The organism is Gordonia oryzae (assembly GCF_003797185.1).
In the GTDB taxonomy this organism is placed as follows: Bacteria; Actinomycetota; Actinomycetes; order Mycobacteriales; family Mycobacteriaceae; genus Gordonia; species Gordonia oryzae.
Genome location: NZ_RKMH01000002.1, coordinates 108,920 through 128,987, shown reverse-complemented (window position 1 = coordinate 128,987; position 20,068 = coordinate 108,920). Strand labels below are relative to the sequence as shown.

Below are 20,068 nucleotides of genomic sequence, written 5' to 3'. Positions count from 1 at the left end.
TTACCCTCGACGCCATGAGTGGGGAGAATTCGTCCGAGTCCGGCACACCTGAACCGACAACCACCACGCCCGCCCGCGAGTTCGACGTCGTCGTCTTCGGCGCCACCGGCTTCGTCGGCGAGCTGACCGCCCGCTATCTCGCCGAGCACGCGCCCGCCGGCACCAGGATCGCGCTGGCCGGCCGCACCGAGACCAAACTCGCCGAGGTCCGCCGACGCCTGCCCGCTGTGGCGTCGAGCTGGCCGCTGATCGTCGCCGACGCGTCGTCGCCGAGTTCGCTCGACGCGATGGTCGCCCGCACGCGGGTGGTCTGCACGACGGTCGGCCCCTACCTGCGCTACGGCGAGTCGCTCGTCGTCGCGGCCGCCACCGCGGGCACCGACTACGTCGACCTCACCGGCGAGGTGCCCTTCGTCCATTTCTCCATCGACAAGGCCCACGAGACCGCGCAGGCCACCGGTGCGCGCATCGTCCACTCCTGCGGATTCGATTCGGTCCCTTCCGATCTCGGCACCTATCTGCTCTATCGCAAGGTCGCCGACGACGACGCGGGCACGCTCACCGACACCACGATGGTGGTCAAGTCGATGCGCGGTGGGATCTCCGGCGGCACCATCGATTCGATGCGGGTGATCGCCGAGGAGGCCAAGGACCCGCAGAAGCGACGACTGCTGCTCAATCCGCAAGCGCTATCCGGGGATCCGGGCGACACCCCGAAGGTCAGCATGTCCTCGGAGCCCAGTGACATCGCGGTGGTACGCGCCCGCACCGTCGACCCGTCGTTGTCGGGGACACTCGCGCCATTCTTCATGTCGTCCTACAACACGCGCGTCGTGCGACGCTCGAACGCGTTGCTGGACAACGCCTATGGCCCCGGCTTCCACTATGCGGAAACCATGAACGTCGGCGGCATCCCGGTTCTGTCGGCGTTGATCGCCGGCAGCGTCAGCGTCGGCACCGGAGCCTTCCTGGGTGCGATGAGCTTCGGCCCGACGCGCCGGCTCCTCGATCGCGTGCTGCCCAAACCGGGTAGCGGTCCGAGCGAAAAGACAAGGGAGAAAGGCTTTTTCGTCACCGAGACCTACACCCGCACCAGCACCGGCCGTCGGTACCGCTCGCAGATGAGGCTGTCGGGCGACCCGGGATACAAGGCCACCGCGGTGATGCTCGGCGAGAGTGCGCTCACCCTGGCCCTCGACCGGGGTCAGCTCCCCGCCCGCACCGGCGTCCTCACCCCGGCCGCCGCGATGGGTGATGCGCTCGCCGACCGTCTGCGGGCCGCGGGAGCGAGCTTCGACGTCCGCGAGTTAACGTAACCGAGACGCCTACGGCTGCCCCGGCTTCAGCGCGATGAACAGCGCGTCGAGGTCGGCACACAGCCGGTCTCCGTCGTGCAGTGTGCCCTTGACGAAAGCCTTTCGGCCGTCCAGGTTCTCGACCCAGGTGTGCATGCGCAGCGGGGTCCGCAGCGGCGTCAACGACCGGTAGCTGACGGTGAGATAGGCGGTGCGGGTGATGCCCTGCACGGCCAGTGCCGACGCCATACCGCCGAGGTCGTCGAAGGCCACCGCGACGTGACCGCCGTGCGCGGCGTCGTTGCCGCCGAGGTGGAACGGACGGAAGGTCACCGAGGCGACAACGCCGTCGGGGCCGCCCTCGCTGATCTCGTACGGCGGCAGCGTGATGTTTCCTCGCGCGGGCAGATCGATGCGGGTGCCCGCGGGCGAGCGCCACTCGTCGATCTGCACGTCCTCGAGGCGCTTGTTGAGCGCCCGCACCTGGTCGATGAGTTCGTCGGTGATCTCCGGGGTCGGGCACGCGTAGCGCGCCAGGTCCATCAGCCGCCGGATCTCCTCGCTGAATTCGCCGTAGCGCGGGCCGCCGCGGTCGGTGGTGATGTCCATGCGGGCGCGGAATCCGCCCTCGTGCGGCGAGTCCGCGTCGGCGGGCACGGCCCAGCCCGATTCTGGCGAAGAAGTCATGCCAGACACCGTATCGGCGCCGGCCATCGGCGTCGCAGTCGGCGCAGCCTAACGCGACCTAGCGATGGTGGTGACGGGGCTGCCGACCGCATACAGGTCCATCCGATACATCCAAGTCGCCACTACACCAAAAGGCGCTGGTCGGTGGCCACTTATCGGGAAGAATCCCGCCACATTCGAAGAAGCCAGCGCTCGGGCAGCCCGGCACCGCCCCGGGCGGGTGTTCACCGGCGGGTCGGGATCGGTGTCCTACCCTGAACGCCATGAGCACCGACGCCGCCGCAGCCACGCCAACCCCCTTCGATCCAACCCAGTGGCGTCCGGTCACCGACCTTGGCGAACTCACCGACGTGACCTACCACCGGCATGTCGGCACCGCCCGGGCCGACGGCATCGTGCGCATCGCCTTCGATCGCCCCGAGGTCCGCAACGCGTTCCGGCCACACACCGTCGATGAGCTCTACCGCGCCCTCGACCACGCACGACGCACCCCCGACATCGGCACGGTGCTGCTCACCGGTAACGGCCCGAGTCCCAAGGACGGGGGGTGGGCGTTCTGCAGCGGCGGCGATCAGCGCATCCGCGGCCGGTCCGGGTATCAGTACGCGACCAGCCACGACGCCGACGTCGCCGCAGCCGGCGCCGAGGGCGTCGATGAGGCACGTGCGAAGACCGAGGGTGGCCGTCTGCACATCCTGGAGGTCCAGCGCCTCATCCGCACCATGCCCAAGGTCGTGATCGCCGTCGTCAATGGTTGGGCCGCCGGTGGCGGTCACTCGCTGCACGTGGTGTGCGATCTCACCCTCGCTTCGCGCGAGCACGCCCGGTTCAAGCAGACCGACGCCGACGTCGGATCCTTCGACGCCGGCTACGGCAGCGCGTATCTCGCCAAGCAGGTCGGCCAGAAGTTCGCCCGCGAGATCTTCTTCCTCGGCGAAGCCTACGACGCGGAGACGATGCACCGGATGGGCGCGGTAAATCGGGTAGCCGACCACGCCGACCTCGAACGCGCCGCCATCGAGTGGGGACGTGCCATCAACGGCAAGTCGCCCACCGCGCAGCGCATGCTGAAGTTCGCCTTCAATCTCACTGACGACGGTCTCATGGGCCAGCAAGTCTTCGCCGGCGAGGCCACCCGCCTGGCCTACATGACTGACGAGGCCGTCGAGGGCCGGGATGCCTTCCTGCAGAAGCGCTCTCCGGAATGGGACGCTTTTCCGTATTACTACTGAATCACCACCGGCTGATCACCCCCAATCCCACCGACAGCGGCACAGATCACTGCTGCGTCACTGTGCACGATCACCGATCGGATCCCACGGCCTCTCGACTGGCCCCTCCCGCTGTGCTCGCGCGAACCGCGTTCTCCGGGTGGGGAGCGTGACGGCTGTGAGGATTACCGACGACAATTCGCCCGTGAGGGGCGTAGGCCTCCACGGGTTCTCAACTCCGATCCGGACTTGTCCAACCACGACCACCGCACCGGCGCCGTGCCGATGCAGCGAGGGCTCCTCGTCGCTGCATCGGCACTCAAGCCTCGAGTTCGCTTATCAGTTCGGCGGTCTCGCGAACGCCCCCGTTCTCGGCTGTGACGAGTAGTCCGCGGGCCAGGCTCAACCGAACAGCGCCGACGACGACGCGGGCCGGCCGAAGTGGTATCCCTGCGCGTAGTCGAATCCCAGGTCGACGAGCAACGGGACGACGGCGGGCTCCTCAACACCTTCGGCGACCGTTGTCGATCCCGTCGCGCGGGCGACGTCGCAGATCGCACGGACCACCGCCACCGTGGTCTCGCTCTTCTTGTCGCAGTCACTGTCGAGGGAGTTCACCAGGCCCCCGTCGACCTTGAGAACGTCGACCGGCAGATCACGCAGGTAACTCAGCGCCGAGTATCCCGACCCGAGGTCATCGACGACGATGGTGCAACCAGCTTCGCTCAACGCGCCGACGGCGTGAGCGGTATCGCTGGCGATGCGGATCACCTCGTCCTCACGCAGCTCGATCCAGAACCGCGCCGGGTCTACTCCGCTCAGGCGGACCTGCTCGATGGTCGATTCGACGATCGCCGGATTGAGCAGCTGACGCTGCGAGAAATTGATCGACACGAACGAGTCCGACCCGGCCGCCGTGGTGATCCCGCGCGGAAGTTCGGCAATTGCCGCCGCGATCGTCGAGTCGCTGATCGGCCCTAACAACGCAGTGCCCTCCAGGATCGGGAGGAACTCGCCCGGTCCGGCCCCGTTTCCGTCGTCCCAGCGCATCAGCGACTCGTATCCGGCGACCTCGTGGGACGGTAGATGCACGATCGGCTGGTAGTGCGGCGCGAAGTCGTCAACCTGGGCCCGCGAGAGCCGCAGCACGGTGGTACGCAGCAGGTCGACGGTGGCAAGCATGTCCTCATCACAGACCTCCAGCGGCGTCCGCCGGTCGATCGCCGCAGTGAACGCGCATTCCGCACACCATTTACCGACGCCATCACGCAGATCACGGGACAGATAACGGGGGGAGGCCACTCCGGTTCGGGTGTCCAGGAAATACCGCTCGCCGTCCCATTCGACGATGTGCGCTCCCCCGCGGAGTTCGCCGATGAGGAGATCGAAGTGTTCCTCCCCCGGTACCGACATGACAAGTTCGTAATCGAGGTCGGCCACCCTCAGCACATCGACCGTAGGTCCGACGCGAGCAATCAGGCCCTCGATGAACCGAGCCGCGACAAGTCCCGCCAACTCTCGACCGAATGCCCCGGTCAGGCGCCGGAACGGATCCGCTTGGACAACGATGTGTCCATATCCCGGCACGTCTAGACCACCTCTGCTTCGGTTCGTGAACCATCCGGAGTTCCCGGGTGATCGGATCATAGTCGCCAGGGTGTGTCTCCCAATTCCCTGTGCGGGTCTTGGCGGCCCGATTGCGCCTGGCCGCGTTGTCGTCGGTCACGATAGCTGCCGCTATCGCTTCCTCCTCCGCCTTGCCAGAACGCAATCGTTCGCGCCAATCCCTCGCAGAAGAATTGGGAGACACACCCTAGGCATCGGCAGCTCGCGAGTTGGCCACGCGCGTATCCTCGGCGCCATCTCGCGACGGATCGATCGTGACTGAGTCAACGGGCAATTGAATGTGCAACATACGGCAGTGGAAGTGCGTTCACGAATACGATTCTTCGAACAATACGGCGCGACCGCCGAATGGATTCGCAACCCGAATTCCATGTGCGCCGCCCAGTTCGATTTCTCGGTTTCAGTCAATCCGACATCTGGTATCTTCCACTTACGGGGGCATGCAAACAGATTTGAGAGTTGTCGTCCCGATGAATGAAATTCACTGAGGCGGATCTCGATTCGCATCCAACCAGACATGGAGTGGAATGACTTTGCGGCTTGTCGGTGCGTCAACCCATCGTCACCTTACGGTCGCACTGTGATGCGTGTGCTGCCGTTCATGCTCCCCGGGACGACTGGCCGGAACTCTTCCCCGATGAAATTCCAGTCCCCCTCCGACGATTCGAACCCGGGATTGAACTCGACCGAGCTGGTCCCGGCCACCAAGGGCGTCGACGGACCGTCCTTTGCCCGGCTCTTCGACCAGCGCACCATCGGGGTGCTGATCAGCGAGACCGGCGCGATTCCATTGATCCTTCTCGGCCTCCTGTCATCGACATTCCTCAAGCCGGGCTGCCAATGGGTCCTCGTTGTCATCGGTATCTACACCCTGCTGTCGGTGGCGATCACCGTCTACGCCAAGCGCCTGTCCGATCGCGGATTCGCGCTCCTGAGTTTCGGCGGCATGCTGGGCGTTGCGGGGTCCGCGCTCGTGATCGCCGACAACGGGGCAGCACTTGCGGTTCTCGTTCTGCTCGCGGCGATTCCCGCGCTGTCTGCGATGGATTCCTCGTTACCGGTGGTCCTGGGGTTCGTGATCACCGCCGCGACCCTGGTGTGTGCGGTCGTCTCCATCCGGGCAACCTCGACGACTGCGCTGATCGTGGGCGGCGGCGCCGCATTGATGGCGATCGCGGTACCGACCTATCTGGTCACCAGCTTGCGCCGACGACTGACGACACTGCTGCACCAGCAGGCACAGCTCAGCGTCACCGACCCACTGACCCTCGCACTCAACCGACGCGGACTGCTCGACGGCGCGATCTATCTATTCCGTACCGCGGCCACCTCCGGGAAGCACGTCGCCCTCCTGGTGGTCGACGTCGACTACTTCAAGAAGTACAACGACACCCACGGCCACTCGGCCGGTGACGCCATACTCGTGGAGATCACCAACGCCATCCGAGACGCCGTTCCCCCGAGTTCATTGGTCGCCCGCTCCGGCGGTGAGGAATTCGCGATTCTGGCCGCCACCGACAACGCCGTCGAGTTGTCACGGCTGGCCGACGACATCCGACTGACGGTGGCTTCCACCACCGATGCCACGGTCAGCGTGGGCGGGGTGTGCGCGACGATCATCGAAGCCACCTCCGACTCCGGCCATCTGACCCTCTCTGAGCTGATGGATCGCCTCTCTGCCCAGGCCGACCAGTTGCTCTATGCCGCCAAGAGAATGGGCCGTAACCGTGCCGAAACCGCAATGGTTGCCCCCGCCTTCTGGCGACACCTGCACTCGTCATCGTCGGACGAGCAGGACGACGACCACTGAAACTCGAGCAGCCAACAATTCCGTTCCGTCCGTAGCCGCATGACCTGTCCGGGGGATCCGCCCCGGCCGATTCCGAAGGTGCCCGTGTGGAGATTCTCGATCCGATCGACGACCGACAACGCATCGCCGACTTACGCGCCTGTCCGACCATCTCGTTTGTCGACGGGTGGACCCACGCAGGTCCCGAGCTCGCGGTGCTCAACCGGCTCGACCACGTCGATCCGGACACGTCGGCGCCTGAGCCCGTCGACATCGCCGACGACGACCTCGTCGAACGTCGCAGCCGTTACATACTCTTCCCGTGGCGCTCGACGCTGGTGCGGCTTCCCGACGCCGACCTCTACCGGCGGCTCAAGACCGCTCGCAACCGACACCTGCTGACCGGGCGTGAGCAGCAGATCTGGGGTGACGCGGTGATCGTTGTCGCCGGTCTCAGCGTCGGTTCGTCGGCGCTGACCGCCGCCGCGCTGACCGGGGCTCGCCGATTCCGGATCGCCGACTCCGACGAGCTCGCGCCCACCAACCTCAATCGCATCGTCGGGTCGGTGACCGATCTCGGTGTCAGCAAGGTCGAACTCGCGCGCAGGCGCATCCTCGAGGGGGACCCGTATACGCAGATCACGACGTTTCCCGACGGTTATCGTCCCGACCTGGCCGAGGGGTTCCTGGGCTCGGCAGCCTTCGCGGGTTCCACCGAAGAACTACCGGCTTCGGTGATCATCGAGGAGATCGACGATGTGGCGATGAAGATCGACATGCGACGACGCGCCCGTGCTGCCGGGGTACCGGTACTCAGTGCCACCGATATGGGCGAGAACGTCGTCCTCGACGTCGAGCGCTACGACCTCGACCAGGCCTATCCCATCTTCCACGGCCGCGGTGAGGGCTTCTCGGCCGGCGACGCCGCCGACCCCGCCCAACGACTCCGGATGGCACTGGCCATCGTCGGTGACGAAGTCACGCCTCGGATGGCGTTCTCCGCAAGCCAGCTCGGACGCAGCGTCACCTCGTGGCCGCAACTCGGGTCGACCGCCGCGATGGCCGGGGCGCTGGTGGCAACGGCTGCACGCAACATCGTCTGTGGTCGGCCCGTCCGGTCCGGCCGCTATCGGTTCGGCATCGAGGAGATCCTTCTCGGATCCAGCGCGGGGGCGCACGAGGGATGGAACGAACTCGGTCAGGCAGAATTCGCCTCAGCGGCGCAGGCTATGGGCGAGGGCGCCGGCACGAGCTGACGCCGATCGGTCGTGGTGACGCACCGAAGGGCGGGCACCCCACGCCTGCGAGTTCGGGTAGATTGCGGCCAGCCGGTCGGCCTCTTCGCTCATCCGGCCCCAGACCTCCGGCGTCGTCGCAGATTCCAACGTGGCCCGCTCCCACCACATCAGCTGGGTGCGGTAGCGCTCGTCCGGGAACGGGGTGGCGGGCACGCTCGGGTCGACCCGTCCGCCACCGGAAGTCCAGCGCATGAGTACGTGGTCGGCGGCCGTGGCCATCATGTGCTCGACGCCACACATCTCCATGATCGGCAGCCCCAGGCGCGAGAGCTGTCCGACAACCTCCTTGGCGACGGGTGACCGCTCATCGGTCCAGGCCGTCTTGACCTCGACGATGCCGCCATCAAGGCGTTCCTCGATGGCGTTGACCAGATTGACCTGACCGGGCTGACCCGCCCACTCCTCGAGTGCATGCGTCTGCGCCGCCGCGGCGAAGCGGGGCTGCACCCGCAACCCACCCACCACCTGCTGCGAGTTGTCGAGGACGACGAAGAACATCACTGTTTCCTCGCCCCCGACCACCCGTTCGTAGTCCAGGGCGGCCGCACATCCGTAACGGGTGTAGGCGTTCTGTGCACCCTGTAGATACGCCCGCCACAGCGCCAGGTGCGTGGTCGGGGTGGCCGCCCGAAGGGTGTAGTTCGGCGTCACCATGCCGCGGATCGCGGAGTCATGACAGGCGGAGTCATGACGGGCGGCAGTGGTGCGTAGACCTGGGTTCATGAGGTGTGCCCCTTTCCGAGAGGGTCGACACGGCGCTGTGGCTGAACGACGTAGTTGGAAATCGTGAATACAATTCCCGTCCCGCGACGGCGAAACAGGAAATGGACTATCACAGATCGTGTCGTGAATCCCGTGAATTCCCCGTGTTTCACAAGAGGCGTCTGCGATAACGCCATTTGTCCAGAATACGGGCACGGCCGCAATCAGAGAACTGTTCGCTTCACCTAAGGAGTCGGTCGGAGGCGCCTGACAGCGTCAGCGCGACGGACCGAAAAGGTCGGCAGCTGCCGCAGGACGGCCGAGAAGATATCCCTGACCGAGATCGCAAGAGAGCTTGTTCACCTCGTCGAGTTCGTCCTCGGTTTCGATTCCTTCGGCGACCACACGCAATCCGGCCGCTTTCGCCATCGTGCAGATTGCATCCACAACAGCACGGTCTGCGGAGCTGTCCGGCAACGGAGTCACCAGGGTTCGATCGATCTTGAGAACTTCTACCGGGAGGTCCCGGACATATCGCAATGCAGAGAAACCCGAGCCGAGATCGTCGACACAAATCGTGCATCCGAGATCATGTAGCGCGAACAGCGTGCGCGCAGCGGCTCCTGCGGGCCGGATGACGTCGATTTCACAGACCTCAATCCACACACGCCTCGGCTCCACCCCGTACTCGGCGCCGAGCTCGGCGAAATACGCCGGAAGCGACTCGTCCCACAACTGCTTGGCGGACAGATTGATCGAGACGAAGGCCTCATCGCCCTCCATGCGACCGATTCGCCCGGCGAGATCGGCGAATACCCTACGGATCGCACGCCGGCCGATCGGGATGATCAGGGAGGTCGCCTCGGCCACCGGCATGAAGGCATCCGGACTGTGCATCGAGCCCGCACTCGTCCAGCGCAGCAGCGACTCCCAGCCCACCGTGACATCGTCGGAGAGCCGGACAATCGGCTGGTAGTACACCGGGAAGTCGGCGTCGTCGGCCGTGATGAGTGCGTTCGCCACAGAGATTTCGCGCCGAAGCGATTGCGTCAGAGAAGGATTGGCGATCACCGCACTGAGACCGTCGACGAGCGCCCGCGACAGGGCGGCATCCGCGGCGGCAATGATCTCCTCTTCGGTGACAGCGGGGGGAAAGTCCGCTGCGCGCACGATCCCCATGGCGACCTCGAGGAGATATACGGAGCCATCGACATCGACGGCGTGCGAGCCGTAACTCCACGGCTGATACAGCAATTCCACGGCGGCGTCATCGGTTTCGTCCAAGTAGGCAAGCCATTCGAGATCGGAGCGGCGAATGATCTCGGCGGTCGTCCCCGTCCGCTCCAGAACCTCATCGACGAACGCCTCGGCGATGTCCACCGAACGATCTCGCCCGTACGCCACCGCGACCCGGTGATACGGGTCCGCCGAAATCGCCACAACCACGCCGAACCCGGTCACGTGTCATCACCGCGAGCCCGTGCCCCGCCCCCCGAACGGCTAGCCGTCATGGTTCCACCCTACGGGCCCGCCACCATCCTCAGACGACAATCGCGACCCCCGCAGAGTCGGTGTGGACCGAGCCCGACGACCCAGGAGATGCAGGAGCCGACCATGACGCCGAGTCGCCGATCGCCGGCGTGGCGAACGAGTGCGCGGCCGCCAGGCTCCCGGCGATCGCAGCATCGGGTGAAAGCCACCACCAGGTTGGTGCGTGTGCCAGCGGCTTCGCTCCGAATCAGAGATGAGACACCGTCCATCTCTCAATACCCTCTTGTCCTATCGACGTATTTGCCCATATTACATTGATGAACTCAGGGTGGATAATCGGATTTCACGCGCAGAATCGGCCAACCCGAGAGAGCGAAATTCCTAGGTGCTCGAGAAAACGAATCATCGTGACCGGTTCACACCCGAACGCAATACGCGTGGTCAGGTGGCCATCGCCAACGGGTTGGCGCGTCATCAATCAAAGTTCCGAGGACCTGTCCACAATCGTCTGCTCAGATGACCACGACCACTACCGAATGCGTGGTAGAGCCTTCCCCGATCTTCATGCTCCGAGCCGGACTCAGCCCGCAAGGATCTCCGACAACCCTTCCATGGTCGCCACCCGCCCGGCGTGCGTCGGCGCCAACGGCGCCGCCAGGACGACGGTGACCCCCGACTTGGCGAACGCCTCGACGCGCTCGGCCACCAGCGAGCGCGGACCGATCAGGCTCATCGCCCGCACCAGGTCGTCGGGCACAGCGGCCGCAGCCTCGGCCTTCTTGCCGTCCAGGTAGAGATCCTGGATCAGTGCGGCCTCGTCGGCGTAGCCGTAGCGCACCGCCAGGGTGTTGTAGAAGTTCTTGCCGCGCGCACCCATGCCGCCGATGTAGAGAGCGGCATGGTTGCGCACATGCTGCATCGCGACCTCGATTTGCTCGGCATCCTCGGAGATCAGTGCGCTCGCCTGCACCACAATTCCCAGTTCGCCCAGCGACGGATCGCGCTTGGCCTTGCCGGCCGCAAGAGGCTCACCGAAGGCCGCCTCGACGTACTCGGGGTGGAACAGGAACGGCTGGAACTCCTCGAATAGTTCGGCGGCCAGCTCGGTGTTCTTCGGGCCGATCGCGGCCAGGAGCATCGGAATACGATCACGTACTGGGTGATTGATGATTTTGAGCGCCTTGCCCAACCCTGAGCCACCATCGTCCTTCGTCAGCGGCAGGGTGTAGTGACGGCCCTGGTACTGGGTCTTCTCCCGGCGCCAGATCATCCGGCAGATCTCGGCGTTCTCGCGTGCCCGGCCGACGGGATAGTCGTATTTGACGCCATGGAATCCCTCGACCACCTGCGGCCCCGACGCCCCGATGCCCAGGATGAACCGCCCGCCACTGATGTAATCCATTCCAGCGGCGGTCATCGCGAGATTCGACGGGCTACGCGAGAACATCGGCAGGATGCCGGTCTGCAGTTCCATCTTGTCGGTCTTGGCAGCGATGTAGCCGAGCTGGCTGACCGCGTCGAAGCTGTACGCCTCGGGGACGGTAACCCGGGCGACCCCGGCCTTTTCGAAGTCTGCGAGATTGTCCATCGTCTCGCGAAAGTCGCCGGCGTAGTTGATCGGCATGCCCAGCTTCATCGATGTCATACGGCCGGATTCTTCCACACCACGACCCGTCCGCAGCGGCGCCCGCAATCGTTGGCTCGCGCCCGACTCGGTGTACCTGCGGGTGCGGCTGGATGAACAGTAGATGAACAACCCGACCAAAAGGGCAAACATGCAGGTCATGGTGCCGATCTGCGCAACGGCTGCGGGGGCGGAATTTAGGCGGATCGGCACCTGGGACCGCATGATATTGCCCATGAACGGAGAGATGCTGATTCTCGTGCTGCTGATCATCACAGCACTGGGCTTCGACTTCACCAACGGATTCCACGACACCGGCAACGCCATGGCGACCTCCATCGCCACCGGCGCTCTCAAGCCCAAGGTCGCCGTTGGATTGTCGGCGATACTGAACCTGGTGGGTGCGTTCCTCTCCGTCGAGGTCGCTGCCACCATCACCAAAAACGTCCTACACCTACAGAGCAAATCCGGCGGACTCGTCGGCGGCATCAGCGCCAACGAAGCCCTGCTGATCATCTTCGCCGGCCTGATCGGCGGCATCCTATGGAACTTGTTCACCTGGCTCTTCGGTCTGCCGTCGAGCTCGAGCCACGCCCTGTTCGGCGGACTGATCGGCTCCGGTATCGCGGCTATGGGAACCAGCGGTATCGATTGGCACGGTGTGCTGTCCAAGATCATCATCCCCGCGCTGGCATCGCCGTTCATCGCGTGCGCCGTGGCCGCGGTGGGTACCTGGCTGGTCTTCAAGATCACCGCGAAAGTGCTTGTCTCCCGCCAGGAAAGCGGGTTCCGTTCCGGCCAGATCGTCACCGCCTCGCTGGTCTCGCTGGCCCACGGCACCGGTGACGCACAGAAGACAATGGGTGTCATCGCCCTCGCTCTGATCTCCACCAACCACCTCGATGCCTCTTCGGTCAAGCACGGCCTGCCGATCTGGGTCGTGTTCAGTTGCGCCGCGGCGATCGCCCTGGGCACCTACCTTGGTGGCTGGCGCATCATCCGCACGCTGGGTAAGGGACTCGTGGAGATCACCTCACCGCAAGGTATGGCCGCGGAGGCCTCCTCGGCCGCGATCATCTTGACCTCAAGCGCCGCGGGTATGGCACTGTCGACCACTCAGGTCGCCACCGGCTCGATCCTCGGTTCCGGTGTCGGCAAGAAGGGCGCCCAGGTCCGATGGGCGGTCGCCGCTCGCATGGTGGTCGCCTGGGTCACGACGCTGCCGGCCGCCGGCATCGTCGGCGCCGTCTGCTACGGGCTGGGACACCTTCTCGGCGACGTCACCGGCGCGATCGTTATCTTCCTGCTGCTGCTCGCCGCCTCAAGCTACATGTACTGGCGCGCTCAGCAGAACAAGGTCGACTCCAACAACGTCAACGCCGAATGGGACGAGTCCACCAACTCGATCATCCCGGCCGACGACGCACCCGCCGACAAGCCCGCCACCCTCGCCTGACGGCCGGGAAGGACCTCGCACTCATGGATATTCTCGAAGCCATCCTCAAAGTTCTCGTCATCGGCATGATCTTCGGTGCCGGACTGCCCGCCCTCTTCGCCATCGGCATGCGACTGCACTCGACCGGGGCCGGTGACGCAGGAGCCGACGGCACCATCAGCGCGCCCAATCCGGCGCTGAAGGCACTGGGCTACCTGTTCTTCGCCATCGTCATCGTCGCGATCATCGTCGGTCTGCTGTGGGTGACCCGCCAGACGTTGTCGTACTACTTCGACTGGCGGATCTTCCCCGCCTGGGCCTACAGCTGACCTTCCAGACATCTCGTCCACACCGCGAAAGGCGATCATGACCTCCTCACTGTTCGACTCGGCCGTCAACTGGATTCGCAAGGGATATCCGGATGGCGTTCCGCCCACCGACTTCCCGCCGTTACTCGCCCTGCTGATGCGCACCCTCACCGAGGAGGAGGTCACCAACGTGGCGCTCGTCCTGGCCAAGGATCGCGCCGCCGATTCCCCGGTGACACCAGAGCGCATCACGCGGGCGATCCTCGAGGTCACCGAAACCCAGCCGACCGACACCGAGATCAATCAGGTGGCCTCTCGACTGGCCGCAGTCGGTTGGCCGCTCGCCGCCTCACCGGCAACGGCCTGAGTTCCGCACCCGGTCTGAGTTCCTCACGCGCGCGCGCGTGGCGCCGAACAACCCGGACGACCTGCTCGCCAGGCGCCGGGTTGTTCGCTGTATATCCATCCATCGGCCCAATACCTTGCGTCCTACAATCGGCGAAGGAATGGCCCGCAGACGACAAGGGGGTGTGTGATGTCCGATCGACCGCTGGTCGCCAGGATCATCGCGTGGTTGCGCGCCGGATACCCGCAGGGCGTACCCGACCACGACTACGTCCCGCTCCTAGCGATCCTCCGACGACAACTCTCCGAGGACGAGGTCGAGCACGTCTCGGCCGAATTGATCAACGAGGCGGCCCCGCCACCGGAACCCATCTCGAAGATCGATGCCGGGGTCAAGATCTCCGCGGTCACCCAGGAGCTACCGCACGAGACCGACCTCGCACGCGTGCAGCAGTACCTCGAGGAGCACGGCTTCCCCTTCGACGGCTCCCCACTGACTCCGCCCACTGACCCGACCGGCACCGACGAGGACCGGCACTGAAACCGCTGCGCCCCCTCCCCCTGCCGTCTGGTCCGCGAGTCCTCGACCACCTCGACGACCTGCGCGCCATCCTCGACGGCTCGGCGGCCTTCGCCCCCATCCCGGAGTCCGATCGTGAATCGCGAATCCTGCATGACGCCTTCGGAATCGGGACCGATGTCGCCGACGATGTCTCGCTGATCGTCGCAACCTCCGGCAGCACCGGCGTCCCCAAGGGCTCACAGCACACGCCCGCCACCCTCGCCGCCTCGGCCCGCGCGACCGCCGACCGCCTCGGCGGCGAGGGTAATTGGCTCCTCGCGCTGCCGCCGCACCACATCGCCGGTTTACAAGTGCTGTTGCGCGCGTTGGCCGCCGGGCACATCCCCGCCGTGCTCGATCTGTCGGAGGGTTTCGATCCCGACGCCCTCGCAGACGCTCTCGATCATCTCGACGGTCCGCGCCGCTATACCTCGCTGGTACCCACTCAACTTGTCAAGGTCCTCGACTCGCCGCGCGCGACGACCGCACTGACAAACCTCGACGCCCTGCTCGTCGGCGGCGCAGCCACCCCACAGCCGTTGCTACACAAGGCGATCGACGCAGGCATCCCGATCGTGCGCACCTATGGGATGAGTGAGACCGCGGGCGGTTGCGTCTATGACGGTACTCCTTTGCACGGCATGAAGATCACCCTGCACGGGTCGAGTGCCGAGGGCATCGGGCGCGTCGAACTCACCGGAGAGATGGTCGCGCACGGCTATCGCCTACTCCCCGACCACCCGGCCTTCGCCAGGCCGGGCACCTTCCGCACCGACGACCTCGGACGTGTCGACGACGGCGTCCTGCGGATCATCGGCCGCGCCGACGAGGCCATCTCCTCCGGCGGGCTCACGATCCTCCCGCAGGTCGTCGAGGCCATCATCATCGAAGACCCCGCCGTCGCCGAATGCGCCGTGATCGGGCTGCCCGACGAGCGTCTCGGCGAGAAGGTAGTGGCCGTCGTGGTGGAGTCTGAGTCGGATTCGGTGGACGCACAACGACTTCGGGACACGGTCACCGATCGGCTCGATCGCTACGCCGCACCGCGCGAAGTGATCGTCGTGGCGGAGTTGCCCACGCGCGGCCCGGGTAAGGTTGACCGCAGGACCCTACGGCACCGATTCGGGTAGGCATCGCTCGCCTCGTACTGCGACAGACCACCCACGAGAGCACTGCGTGTCACAGCGAACCTATGGCCAATCACGTACGAGACGCCACCGCGCGGCGCCTTCTTCACCCATGCGCCCCATGTCATTTCATGAAGACCGAGATTCTGGGCGACCGACGCAATCGAATCGTCAGAATCGCACACCACCGTTTGTAGTGCCTCAGCCTTGTTCTTGGCCGTGAACCACCACCACGTCAAACCCATCAATCACATCCCTTCAGTGACTACCGGGCTCACCCGAGTGTCCACCGAAGCGAGAACGGTTCACCTCAAAGGGCGATGGATGCGCGACATCCGAACGCATCAGGGCACGCTGGTCCGCGGCGCATCTCCTGGTGCGGCACGTCTCGATCGCCATGCGGGGCGGGATGATCGGATGGCTTGTTCGAGCTGCTGGCCAAACGGCTTCAGATCCGGACTGCCCATCGCGGCTACAGTCCGCGTCATCAGGCCGTCCTGAATTTGCCCTTCGCGACAGCCGCGGCGAGAAGCGCGATGGCTACACTCACGACACCAGTGGTCCCGGCCGGTATCGGCCACTCCCAGATCACGAAGATGGTGAGTGCAGCGATCGCGACCAAGAGCGAGATGCCTGAAACAATCAGGGCAAGAACCCCCTTGGGTCGGCCCTGCTGACTGGCTCGCGCGGTGCCAGACTCTGCTGCTGAGCGCTTCGATATCCACTGCGACAGTTCGGTTCGCGTCGCGGGATTCTGCTGGATCACTGGTCGAAGTTCCGGTGTGTGCAAAGCGATCTGAGCCAGCACGAAGTCTGGTGTGTGCGGGTCACGCGCGAGGGCCGCGGCTTCCGGAGTGGACCGGATATACGCCGGAGCATTGCGGTCGGTGCTCATACAAATCGTCCCTTCGGTCAACAGTGGGCTCATGTAACGCCATCGCGGCGCATCGAGTCTGTAACCCGAAGAGATGAAAAAGGGTGCGGGGGGCTTCTGGGGCGATGGCACTCCCCGATTCGGCCCTACTCTTTACCGCTATGGACAGCGAGCGTTACGAAGGGCCGGCGTCGAGCACGCCCCCGTTCTACAAGCCGCTACCGTCGACCATGACCGCACACGCACCGCGGATGCGCCAGCGCAGGCCTCGAAGCGGATGGGTTCCGGTGATCGCGACGCTGAGCGTGGTGCTTCTCATCGGCGCTGTTCCCACGGTGTTCGTGGCGCTGCGCTTCAGCGAGGCTGCCGCAGAGCAAGCCGCCACTGCGTACTTCGTCGCCTACAGCTCAGGCAACCGCGACGCCGGGCTGAACGCCACGTGCGCAACCGCGCACGACATCATCCTCAACACCGGCGGCACGCACGCCGATGACCCGATCTACCAACGATTCAATCCGCCACCAGCACCTGGGCCTGTACCCGCAAGCCCCGACGACTCCGGTCCGGGACTAGGGATCAACGAGGACCTCCTCAGACACAGCACCGTCCTCGACATCAGGCAACGAGCGCCCATCCCCACCGTCCTCTATTCGGAGTTCAAGGGGGTCGGCGACATCTGGGTCTGGCTCGACGGCGCAGATGACGGGCATCCGCTGCTGGCCGTGGTGCGCCGCGATAGCGGCAAGTGGAAAGTGTGCAACATTCAGGCGTAGCGCGAGAGCGCTCGCCTCACCTTACCGAACGGAGCGACGTGGCATATCGTCCAACCACCGACCGACCTCCCGCCAGACGGGTCGGGGTACCGGCCATCCCGTTGATGATGATCGGACTCGTTGTTGCCGCGGCACTGATCGCGATCGTCGATGCTGCGCGCAGCGACTCGACGGCGACCGGTGCCGGGCTGACCGGTCGCGACTCCACCCACAGTGAGTTGTGTGCGGCCTACAACGCAGCCGATTCCTTTTTCATCGAGCAGGCTTTCCCTAACAGTCCCGAGGGGTTCCGCTCTGTTCAAAACTTCGTTGACGTCGCGAGCCACTACCCGAACGACGGAATTCGTCGGAACGCTCGGAGCATCCGCGCGGCAGCAGCGTCTGGATCGTTATCGAATCACGACTGGTGGAACAACACCGAGGACGTTCGGGTGGCATGCTGATGGCCTACCAATCAACTCCTCATCCCAACGCAGTACCGCCACGAGGTCTCGGTATTCCAGTCCTCGTCACTGGTCCCCTCGGCTTTGGTTCGGCCGTGGCCGTCGGCATTGTCTGGACGCCCATTGCGGGAATCGTGCTCGCTGTCTTGACCTTGATCTTCATCGCGTTGCTGGAGGCGGGGATGCCGGCCACGGCGGGCGGGCATAGTGTCGACCCATACCTCGCGCAGGTGATGCGGTGGAACCTCGCGCGTCCGCCGCGCCCGCAAGGGACACTCGGGCTCACTTCCGTCGCCGACGCCCTTCGACGGATCTTCCTCGTATTGCACGTGTGGATCTTCGCGGCCGGAGCGATCCTGCTCGTCGGTCTAGCCAGTTTGTATGGCTTTCATGCCGTCGGTGGGCGGATCTCCTCGCTCTGGCTGTATGCCACAGCCGTCGTCCTGATCACGGCGTTCACCCCGCTCTTGATCTCCGCCTCGCTCGCCGAAGTCAGTGGAAAGCAGCTCACGCCAGCATCGTTCGTTCCACGACAAGGGTGGACGGTGGCCACAGTGTGCTCGTTCATCTCGGTCATGTGGCCGTTTGCCGTGGCGTACCTGGTACTCGATGCGTACTCGTCGCTGTCTGACGTCAGCATCGCGTGGGAACAACGGGGATTCAGCGGGAGTTCAACGGTTCTCGTTGTCGTCGGGGTCATTGCGACAATCGCTGGCGCGGTGGCGTACGTGCCGCTGCGCTGGTCGGCGTATTTCGCCATCCACTACGGCATGCCGATTGGCGGGTGCATCGTCGAGAGCATTCGGATGGCCCGGGTGCAGCGAGGGCATCAGCTACTCGGCGCGGCGCCCGTCGCGGTCGTCATTGTGTTGCCGATCTTGCTTGGCCGTGCGCTCGACGGTTCTGCCCAATCGTGGATGCTGTTGTACGTCGGACTTGCCGGTACCCCAGTGGGACTGGCGCTTCTGAGCCTCGCGGGCAGCATCGACTTCACCAAGCTCAGCGGCCGGGAGCCGGCACCGGCACACCGGCCGAGACATCCCGTTGTGTACCCGGTGATCTCTGGTCCGAATCCCGTTCACCCACCGACGATCCCGGGTATAGCGGCCCCGACTCTGCCGCCGATACACGGTCTATCGCCCACACCACCGGTACGCGTGGCGCATTCTCGTCCGGCACCACGGGGATCATTGTTGGCGACCGCCGCACTGATTCTCTACCCGGCACTCACCACTGCGGCGATCCACGTGTACGACCAAGTCCAGACGGAAACTACCGGGTTCGCCACTTCCCTCTCTCCTGGCGACGCGAGGTTGTTCCTTCTCGGGGTGTTGTTCCTGACGGCAGTTCCGAACGTGCTCGCCGTCATGGCCGTCGTACGTTCCCGCCGCGATATCTGGGTACCGCAAGCGTGGGTTCGGTTCTTGGCAATGCTGGCAATACTCGCCCAAATAGGCGGAGTCGTCGGCCAAGCGATCACCGCGCAGTCACTCAACGCCGCGGATGCCGGACCCTACCTGTTCGTGACAGATCTCGTCACCGTGTCCGCGCTGCTTGCGGCGTGGCTCCTCGGTCATCGTCGAGCGCGCGCCACGGCCTGGCTCGCCGTCGTCAGTGGATTCTTGTGCGCGCTGATCATCGCCCATTTGAATCAACAGCTCGGCGAGCTCGGCAATCAGTCACCCGAGCGGTTCGTCGAGCTCAGCACCACATACACCGCTTTCCACCTGACTGCAGTTTCGGCCATGTACGCCACTACAGCATGGATCGCCTACATCATTGAGCTGATCGCCTTGCGCAACAAGGCACCGCAGCACCATGACGGCTCGCCCTACGCAGGACCACGGCGATGACCGCACCTCAACCCCAACGACGCCGCGCGGGCTGGTTGGTTCTCGCCGTCGCGGTCATCGGAATAGCCGTTCTTGCAGGAGCTCTCGTTGCATTGGGCATCGCCGACCGCGATGGCGCTCGCGTTGAGGTCAGCTCGGAGGTAGCCACGACACCAGCGCTTGGGCCGGGCATCAAACTCGCGCCGGAGCGCGGCCCTGCCAATCCCGAGGCAGCCACGCCGCCTTCGATCTCAACGTTGTGTGCCGCATACGGCCGCGCAAGGTCGGTCACCGTGGAAGCCGACGGCACTCCCGGCCCGATCCCCGGGGCGCTGCGGAATCTGGCAGCACTCGCGCGGAACTATCCCGATTCCGGAGTTCAGTCGGATGCACCGCAACTCGAGCTCGTGGCGACCAGGGGCTACACCTATCCGCGGGATTTCTACGGAGCGACGCTCAACATTGGTCGGGCGTGCGGCTACTGAGCAGCCTCGCAACCGAACCCGGACAGTTCATCTACAGGTGGATCGATACCCATGACCCGCGCGCACCTACTACTACGTTCTCGGCCCACATCCGTCGACGTCTGCGACTTGATCAGGCTTCGACACGAGCGACCGCGCCTCACCCGCTAGACAACCTGCGG

Annotated in this window: 19 protein-coding genes; 13 read left to right on the top strand and 6 right to left on the bottom strand. The window is 65.0% G+C overall.

All coding sequences use genetic code 11. The features are described from left to right. The first annotated feature begins 14 nt into the window (after nt 1-14). The gene (locus tag EF294_RS02565) at nt 15-1,316 is read left to right on the top strand and encodes a saccharopine dehydrogenase family protein (protein ID WP_123925444.1); all 1,302 of its coding nucleotides are present in this window, start codon (nt 15-17) and stop codon (nt 1,314-1,316) included. 9 nt (nt 1,317-1,325) lie between these two features. Here EF294_RS02565 and EF294_RS02560 read toward each other — a convergent pair whose 3' ends face one another. Further along, nucleotides 1,326-1,982: a PaaI family thioesterase gene (locus EF294_RS02560; RefSeq protein ID WP_123925443.1), complete on the bottom strand. Its 657-nt coding sequence runs from the start codon at nt 1,980-1,982 to the stop codon at nt 1,326-1,328. Between the two features lie 263 nt (nt 1,983-2,245). Between EF294_RS02560 and EF294_RS02555 the strand changes: the two genes are divergently transcribed. Next, on the top strand, nt 2,246-3,214 hold the full coding sequence (locus tag EF294_RS02555) for a 1,4-dihydroxy-2-naphthoyl-CoA synthase (RefSeq protein WP_123925442.1): 969 nt from the start codon (nt 2,246-2,248) through the stop codon (nt 3,212-3,214). Between the two features lie 381 nt (nt 3,215-3,595). On the opposite strand, the gene EF294_RS02550 is transcribed toward EF294_RS02555, so the two are convergent. Further along, nucleotides 3,596-4,780, bottom strand: coding sequence for an EAL domain-containing protein (locus EF294_RS02550; RefSeq protein WP_123925441.1), 1,185 nt, complete (start codon nt 4,778-4,780; stop codon nt 3,596-3,598). Nucleotides 4,781-5,456: 676 nt separating this feature from the next. Here EF294_RS02550 and EF294_RS02545 point away from each other — a divergent pair. Continuing rightward, nucleotides 5,457-6,629: a GGDEF domain-containing protein gene (locus EF294_RS02545; RefSeq protein WP_123925440.1), complete on the top strand. Its 1,173-nt coding sequence runs from the start codon at nt 5,457-5,459 to the stop codon at nt 6,627-6,629. A gap of 86 nt (nt 6,630-6,715) precedes the next feature. Next, entirely contained in the window at nt 6,716-7,864 is a 1,149-nt protein-coding gene (locus EF294_RS02540) for a ThiF family adenylyltransferase (protein ID WP_123925439.1), read from the top strand. Here EF294_RS02540 and EF294_RS02535 read toward each other — a convergent pair. The 3 genes from EF294_RS02535 to EF294_RS02525 form a co-directional block, all read right to left on the bottom strand. Continuing rightward, complete coding sequence (locus tag EF294_RS02535; protein ID WP_123925438.1) at nt 7,823-8,629, bottom strand: hypothetical protein; 807 nt, start codon at nt 8,627-8,629, stop codon at nt 7,823-7,825. The two genes, EF294_RS02540 and EF294_RS02535, sit on opposite strands and share 42 nt — an antisense overlap. Nucleotides 8,630-8,884: 255 nt before the next feature. Then, on the bottom strand, nt 8,885-10,069 hold the full coding sequence (locus tag EF294_RS02530; RefSeq protein ID WP_123925437.1) for an EAL domain-containing protein: 1,185 nt from the start codon (nt 10,067-10,069) through the stop codon (nt 8,885-8,887). A 610-nt stretch (nt 10,070-10,679) separates the two neighbouring features. After that, the gene (locus EF294_RS02525; RefSeq protein ID WP_123925436.1) at nt 10,680-11,744 is read right to left on the bottom strand and encodes an LLM class F420-dependent oxidoreductase; all 1,065 of its coding nucleotides are present in this window, start codon (nt 11,742-11,744) and stop codon (nt 10,680-10,682) included. Between the two features lie 214 nt (nt 11,745-11,958). Between EF294_RS02525 and EF294_RS02520 the strand changes: the two genes are divergently transcribed. The 5 genes from EF294_RS02520 (at nt 11,959) to menE (ending at nt 15,503) form a co-directional block, all read left to right on the top strand. Then, nucleotides 11,959-13,179: an inorganic phosphate transporter gene (locus EF294_RS02520; protein ID WP_246007634.1), complete on the top strand. Its 1,221-nt coding sequence runs from the start codon at nt 11,959-11,961 to the stop codon at nt 13,177-13,179. Nucleotides 13,180-13,202: 23 nt separating this feature from the next. Further along, nucleotides 13,203-13,487 (top strand): hypothetical protein, encoded by a 285-nt coding sequence (locus EF294_RS02515; RefSeq protein WP_123925435.1) that lies wholly within the window; start codon nt 13,203-13,205, stop codon nt 13,485-13,487. A gap of 37 nt (nt 13,488-13,524) precedes the next feature. Then, nucleotides 13,525-13,833, top strand: a complete 309-nt coding sequence (locus EF294_RS02510) for a DUF3349 domain-containing protein (protein WP_123925434.1) — start codon at nt 13,525-13,527, stop codon at nt 13,831-13,833. Nucleotides 13,834-14,001: 168 nt separating this feature from the next. Beyond that, entirely contained in the window at nt 14,002-14,352 is a 351-nt protein-coding gene (locus EF294_RS02505) for a DUF3349 domain-containing protein (RefSeq protein ID WP_123925433.1), read from the top strand. Next, nucleotides 14,349-15,503: an o-succinylbenzoate--CoA ligase gene (gene menE, locus EF294_RS02500; protein ID WP_123925432.1), complete on the top strand. Its 1,155-nt coding sequence runs from the start codon at nt 14,349-14,351 to the stop codon at nt 15,501-15,503. The genes EF294_RS02505 and menE overlap by 4 nt, the downstream gene beginning before the upstream one ends. Nucleotides 15,504-15,987: 484 nt before the next feature. On the opposite strand, the gene EF294_RS02495 is transcribed toward menE, so the two are convergent. Further along, complete coding sequence (locus EF294_RS02495; protein ID WP_123925431.1) at nt 15,988-16,395, bottom strand: variant leucine-rich repeat-containing protein; 408 nt, start codon at nt 16,393-16,395, stop codon at nt 15,988-15,990. A gap of 140 nt (nt 16,396-16,535) precedes the next feature. Between EF294_RS02495 and EF294_RS02490 the strand changes: the two genes are divergently transcribed. From EF294_RS02490 to EF294_RS02475, 4 genes are all read left to right on the top strand, one after another. Next, the gene (locus EF294_RS02490) at nt 16,536-17,147 is read left to right on the top strand and encodes a hypothetical protein (protein ID WP_123925430.1); all 612 of its coding nucleotides are present in this window, start codon (nt 16,536-16,538) and stop codon (nt 17,145-17,147) included. 38 nt (nt 17,148-17,185) lie between these two features. Next, complete coding sequence (locus EF294_RS02485) at nt 17,186-17,590, top strand: hypothetical protein (protein ID WP_123925429.1); 405 nt, start codon at nt 17,186-17,188, stop codon at nt 17,588-17,590. Nucleotides 17,591-17,685: 95 nt separating this feature from the next. Further along, nucleotides 17,686-19,443 carry a hypothetical protein gene (locus EF294_RS02480; protein ID WP_123925428.1) on the top strand — a complete coding sequence of 586 codons (1,758 nt, stop codon included), beginning with the start codon at nt 17,686-17,688 and terminating at the stop codon, nt 19,441-19,443. Next, nucleotides 19,440-19,907 (top strand): hypothetical protein, encoded by a 468-nt coding sequence (locus EF294_RS02475; protein ID WP_123925427.1) that lies wholly within the window; start codon nt 19,440-19,442, stop codon nt 19,905-19,907. The genes EF294_RS02480 and EF294_RS02475 overlap by 4 nt, the downstream gene beginning before the upstream one ends. The last annotated feature ends 161 nt before the right edge of the window (nt 19,908-20,068 follow it).

Coding starts and splice junctions, on each gene's coding strand:
- EF294_RS02565 (WP_123925444.1), top strand. CDS start 15: ATGAGTGGGGAGAATTCGTCCGAGTCCGGCACACCTGAACCGACAACC.
- EF294_RS02560 (WP_123925443.1), bottom strand. CDS start 1,982: ATGACTTCTTCGCCAGAATCGGGCTGGGCCGTGCCCGCCGACGCGGAC.
- EF294_RS02555 (WP_123925442.1), top strand. CDS start 2,246: ATGAGCACCGACGCCGCCGCAGCCACGCCAACCCCCTTCGATCCAACC.
- EF294_RS02545 (WP_123925440.1), top strand. CDS start 5,457: ATGAAATTCCAGTCCCCCTCCGACGATTCGAACCCGGGATTGAACTCG.
- EF294_RS02535 (WP_123925438.1), bottom strand. CDS start 8,629: ATGAACCCAGGTCTACGCACCACTGCCGCCCGTCATGACTCCGCCTGT.
- EF294_RS02525 (WP_123925436.1), bottom strand. CDS start 11,744: ATGACATCGATGAAGCTGGGCATGCCGATCAACTACGCCGGCGACTTT.
- EF294_RS02520 (WP_246007634.1), top strand. CDS start 11,959: ATGAACGGAGAGATGCTGATTCTCGTGCTGCTGATCATCACAGCACTG.
- EF294_RS02515 (WP_123925435.1), top strand. CDS start 13,203: ATGGATATTCTCGAAGCCATCCTCAAAGTTCTCGTCATCGGCATGATC.
- EF294_RS02510 (WP_123925434.1), top strand. CDS start 13,525: ATGACCTCCTCACTGTTCGACTCGGCCGTCAACTGGATTCGCAAGGGA.
- EF294_RS02505 (WP_123925433.1), top strand. CDS start 14,002: ATGTCCGATCGACCGCTGGTCGCCAGGATCATCGCGTGGTTGCGCGCC.
- EF294_RS02495 (WP_123925431.1), bottom strand. CDS start 16,395: ATGAGCACCGACCGCAATGCTCCGGCGTATATCCGGTCCACTCCGGAA.
- EF294_RS02490 (WP_123925430.1), top strand. CDS start 16,536: ATGGACAGCGAGCGTTACGAAGGGCCGGCGTCGAGCACGCCCCCGTTC.
- EF294_RS02475 (WP_123925427.1), top strand. CDS start 19,440: ATGACCGCACCTCAACCCCAACGACGCCGCGCGGGCTGGTTGGTTCTC.